This window comes from Caulobacter sp. B11 (assembly GCF_002737765.1).
Lineage (GTDB): Bacteria > Pseudomonadota > Alphaproteobacteria > Caulobacterales > Caulobacteraceae > Caulobacter.
In genome coordinates, this window is sequence record NZ_PEGG01000300.1 from 1 (window position 1) to 3,464 (window position 3,464).

5 protein-coding genes and 2 pseudogenes are annotated in these 3,464 nt (G+C 70.1%); 3 read left to right on the top strand and 4 right to left on the bottom strand.

All coding sequences use genetic code 11. The features are described from left to right. A pseudogene (locus CSW58_RS14140) lies at positions 1 to 301 on the top strand (hypothetical protein); the annotation flags it as partial. Beyond that, complete coding sequence (locus CSW58_RS11515; RefSeq protein ID WP_099447381.1) at positions 298 to 672, top strand: hypothetical protein; 375 nt, start codon at positions 298 to 300, stop codon at positions 670 to 672. The pseudogene CSW58_RS14140 and the gene CSW58_RS11515, both read left to right, overlap by 4 nt. 4 nt (positions 673 to 676) lie before the next feature. Here CSW58_RS11515 and CSW58_RS11520 read toward each other — a convergent pair. From CSW58_RS11520 to CSW58_RS11535, 4 genes and pseudogenes are all read right to left on the bottom strand, one after another. After that, positions 677 to 1,100 (bottom strand): annotated as a pseudogene (locus CSW58_RS11520) (acyl-CoA thioesterase). A 34-nt stretch (positions 1,101 to 1,134) separates the two neighbouring features. Next, positions 1,135 to 1,476: a Grx4 family monothiol glutaredoxin gene (gene grxD, locus CSW58_RS11525; RefSeq protein WP_099447382.1), complete on the bottom strand. Its 342-nt coding sequence runs from the start codon at positions 1,474 to 1,476 to the stop codon at positions 1,135 to 1,137. A gap of 31 nt (positions 1,477 to 1,507) precedes the next feature. After that, positions 1,508 to 2,422 carry a hypothetical protein gene (locus CSW58_RS11530; RefSeq protein ID WP_236627796.1) on the bottom strand — a complete coding sequence of 305 codons (915 nt, stop codon included), beginning with the start codon at positions 2,420 to 2,422 and terminating at the stop codon, positions 1,508 to 1,510. A 4-nt stretch (positions 2,423 to 2,426) separates the two neighbouring features. Next, a complete protein-coding gene (locus tag CSW58_RS11535; protein ID WP_099447383.1) occupies positions 2,427 to 2,663 on the bottom strand; it encodes a BolA/IbaG family iron-sulfur metabolism protein in 237 nt (78 codons plus the stop codon). 139 nt (positions 2,664 to 2,802) lie between these two features. Between CSW58_RS11535 and CSW58_RS11540 the strand changes: the two genes are divergently transcribed. Further along, entirely contained in the window at positions 2,803 to 3,402 is a 600-nt protein-coding gene (locus CSW58_RS11540) for a hypothetical protein (RefSeq protein WP_099447384.1), read from the top strand. Positions 3,403 to 3,464 lie beyond the last annotated feature (62 nt).

Consider the following 3,464-nt stretch of genomic DNA (forward strand, 5'->3'; position numbering starts at 1 on the left):
CGAGCGCCGCATGGCCGTCATGCAGGAGCTGCACATGGTCGACATGCTGGCCCAGCACATCACCGCCATTACCGATTTCACGGCCCGACTGGCCGCCGCCGCCGCCGCCGGCGAAGGCTTCGACGTCGATCGCGCCCTGGGCGCCATCACCCTGGGCACCGTCGCCGACCGCATGCGCGAAGCGATCATCCAGAAAAGCAGCCTGAGGCCCGTTCAGACGGTCTCATGCCTTGCGCCCAAGCCTGACCCAGGCAAACTGGAGCCTCGCGCTTCCCGCTGGCCAAGGCGTCCTAGCATTTGAACCTCACCCGTCGCCGCCTGATCGCGACTGTTCCCCTGCTGGGCCTGGCGGGATGCGTCGGCATGGGCGGCCCGCGCCTAGTGGCGGGCCCAGGCGTCGGCGCGGAGGGGCTTGAGCCCCTGTTGGGGGTCACGGCGAGCCGTGAAGGCCTGGCGGTGGTGCTCACCTCGGCCGGCTGCACGAGCCGGGCCGACATCGCCTTTTATGTCGATCGCGGCGGAGACGTGCCGGCCGTCGCCTTCGCGCGTCGGCGGGTGGACCTCTGCGCCGCGCCAAGCCGGCTGGCGCTGCGCTTCACCTGGGCCGAACTGGGCTTGCCGGGCCATGGACCGGTGACGGTGCTCAATCCGGTGACGGACGGCCGGGACTAGGGCCTCATCCCCGCGCGGGCGTGAAGATCTCGGTCACCCAGGCCGGGATACGGGTCGGGCGCTTGCTGGCGACATCGACCAGCACCCAGTCGGTGCGGCTCTGGGCGCACATCTCGCCGTCGGGGCCGTCGATGCGCACCAGACGCTCGAAAACGCGGGCCCTTCAGCTCGCCCACCCAGGTGTAGCCGGTCGCGGTCTCGTGCGGCAGCAGCTCGCGGCGATAATCGATCTCGTGGCGGCGGGCGATCCAGGTCAGGCCGGCCCGGCGCTCGGCGTCGACGAAGGCGTTCCAGTGCGACGTCGCCAGATCCTGGGCCCAGGACAAGTAGACCACGTTGTTGACGTGACCATTGGCGTCGATGTCGGCGGGCTTCGGCGTGAAGCTCAGGCGGAAGGCGTCGGCCGGGGGAACGAGCACCTTGCTCATGCGCGCCTCCCGCCAGGCCTCTGGTCCGCCGGGCTCAAGCGGCGATCAGGCCCTGCTCGGCCAGGAAGGTCTTCAGTTCGCCGGTCTGGAACATCTCGCGGATGATGTCGCTGCCGCCGACGAATTCGCCCTTCACATAGAGCTGCGGGATGGTCGGCCAGTCGGTGAAGGCCTTGACGCCCTGGCGCAGGTCGTCGTCCTGCAGCACGTCGACGCCGATGAACTCGACGCCCAGGTGGTCGAGGATCTGCACGACCACCGACGAGAAGCCGCAGCGCGGCTGGTCGGGCACGCCCTTCATGAACACCACCACCGGATTTTCGGCGACGGTCTTGGCGATGAAGTCCAGGGCGGGGGAGGCGGCGGCGTCGGTCATGGCGGCAATTCCTTGGGCGTAGGCCACTCAGCTAGGCGCCGCGACCCCCGGGGTCAAGCGCGGCGCTTTGTCTGACGCTCGGTCTGCGACGAAAAACGGGCCATCTCGATCTGCGCCGCGCAGCCGGCGGGCAGGTCGCGCTCGGTGACCGCGGCCAGGGCTTCGATCGTGGCGGGGTCGAGGCGCTGACCTGGACGGTGGCCAGGGACGGCTCGGTCAGGGCGTAGGACAGGCAGATCTCGCGCGCGGTCCAGCCCGGCGTGGCGTTGAGGAAATCATAGCCGCCGAGCCCGGCCAGCGGGTCGGTGCGACGCCGCCACAACGATGGCTTGGGCAGCAGGGCCGGACGCTCGCCGCGCAGGGCCTCGGGCCAGTAGTCCTGGCCGATCACCGCCATGTTGCGGGCCATGGCCGTGCGGACGCGATTGCGGTCGACCCAGTCGGACACCAGGTTGAACGGGGTGGCGATGGCTTCGAAGGCGCCGCTGGCGGCCTGGGCGTCCTGGCTGGGACCGCCGCCGGAAATGGCCAGGCGCTGGATCAGCCGGGCGCCGCGCAGGGCGGTCAGCACCGCGTGGGTCTCGTCCGGAACGATATTGCCGCAGGGATCGTCGAGGGTGACGATGTCCAGGCGCTCGACCCCGACCCGATCCTGGGCCAGGTCGATCATGTCATGCACCGCCTGGGCGGTCAGGGGCAGGCCGCCGGTGGCCCGCAGGCGCCAGCCGATGAACAGCAGGCGGCGCTCGACGCTGGCGAAGGCCTGGGCCGCACCGTCCAGCAGGGCCGGGACCGCGCCGTCGACCTCGAAGCTGTTGATGCCGTTTTCCAGCGCCGCGAAGATCAGGTTCCGCCAGTCATTGGCGCGCAGTTTCGGGTTGTCGCCGAGCCGCAGCGAGATCGCCGAGATCGCCGCGCCGCCCGCGCCAAAGGGTCGGTAGCGCATCGCCCTAGTCCGCGGGGGCGGCGGTTTCGAGCGCCAGGGCGTGCAGGGTCCCGCCCAGCACGTCGGCCAGGGCCCGATTGACCAGCTGATGCTGTTTGACCCGGTTCAGACCGACAAAGGCGGGCGAGACGATGCGGGCCTTGTAGTGATCGCCGTCGCCGGCCAGGTCGGTCAGGACGATCTCGGAGTCCGGAAAGGCCGCGTGCAGGCGGGCCTCGAGGTCGGCGGGCGACATGGGCACGGTTTGAATCTCCGATCCTTGGGGGTCTGTTGTGAGGCGTAAACCTTAAGAACGGGCATACAGCCGCCGGGGTCGCGGCGCTTGCGTTTCACGTCAGATCACGAGATGCTCACGGGCACGTGATCATCGGAGCCTGGCGATGCGGAAGTCCCTGACGGTCCTGGCCCTGGCCGCCCTGCTGCTGGGCGGCTGTTCGATGGTCACCAGTCCCGAGCCGATGTTTACGGCGGCGGACGCCGTTGGCGCGCCGGCCTTGCGCGACGGGCTCTGGGGCGGGGAGGATTGCCGCCCGTCCGAGGTCCGCAAGGCGGTGGGACGCTGGAAGGCCTGCGACTGGGTGCTCAAACGCGGCGATGAATGGCTGTCGCTGGACGAGACCGGCTGGGCGGCGACGCCTTTCCTGGTCGCCGCCGGCGCCCCGCTGGTCGCGCAGCTTCGCGATAAGCCGCAAGCCTATCTCTATTACGGCCTCGAGCCTCTGGCGCGAGACGCCGATGGCCGGGTGACCCGGGCCCGGATCTGGCCGGTGCTGTGCGCCGACAAGGCGCTCGAGGCCCGGGGCGAGACCTTCGCGGACCTGACGCTGGGCGAGGACGGCAATTGCACGCCGGCCGGGCCGGACGCGGTGCGCGCCGCCGCGCGGTCCAGTCGGGGGGCTGGGGCCGAGGGCGGCGACGGGGATCAGGTCGTGGGCTGGCTCCGCGACGTTCGTCCCGGCGACTTCGCCGACCAAAGATGACAATGAATTCATTGCCCGACCTCGCCGGACCACGCCATGAAAGGCCGTTCAACGAGGTTTTT

Bases quoted from the DNA above. Each gene is read 5' to 3' on its own strand.
- grxD (WP_099447382.1), bottom strand. From the start codon at position 1,476: ATGACCGACGCCGCCGCCTCCCCCGCCCTGGACTTCATCGCCAAGACC.
- CSW58_RS11530 (WP_236627796.1), bottom strand. From the start codon at position 2,422: ATGCGCTACCGACCCTTTGGCGCGGGCGGCGCGGCGATCTCGGCGATC.
- CSW58_RS11540 (WP_099447384.1), top strand. From the start codon at position 2,803: ATGCGGAAGTCCCTGACGGTCCTGGCCCTGGCCGCCCTGCTGCTGGGC.